Source organism: Bacillus sp. SIMBA_074, from assembly GCF_046534555.1.
In the GTDB taxonomy this organism is placed as follows: domain Bacteria; phylum Bacillota; class Bacilli; order Bacillales; family Bacillaceae_G; genus Bacillus_A; species Bacillus_A mycoides.
Window position 1 is genome coordinate 1 of record NZ_JAWRYM010000691.1, and the last position, 264, is coordinate 264.

Sequence of the window (264 nt, forward strand, 5' to 3'; positions counted from 1 at the left end):
CGGAACGTAGTGCTCGAGAGCCGCGGCATCGAGCCGCACGCCCTGGGCCCAGGTCCAGCGTGCGGGCAGACCCGCCGGTTCGTCCCGGGTGAACACGATCACGCGTGCACCTGTCGCCGCGAGTTCGTCGCGGAAGGCCAGCTCGGAGCTGTCGGATGCCACGTAGATGAGAACCACGTCACGCTGCTGCTGCGTCAGCATCAGCTGCCGCAGCTGCGAGACGAACGGCGTGACGCCGATGCCGGCGGCGACCATCAGCACGGG

General features: G+C 69.3%; 1 protein-coding gene. It reads right to left on the reverse strand.

The annotated features are described in order from the left end of the window. Window positions 1–264, reverse strand: a 264-nt coding sequence (locus SB773_RS32545) for a ferredoxin reductase domain-containing protein (protein WP_486304320.1), incomplete at both ends; no start/stop codon positions are given.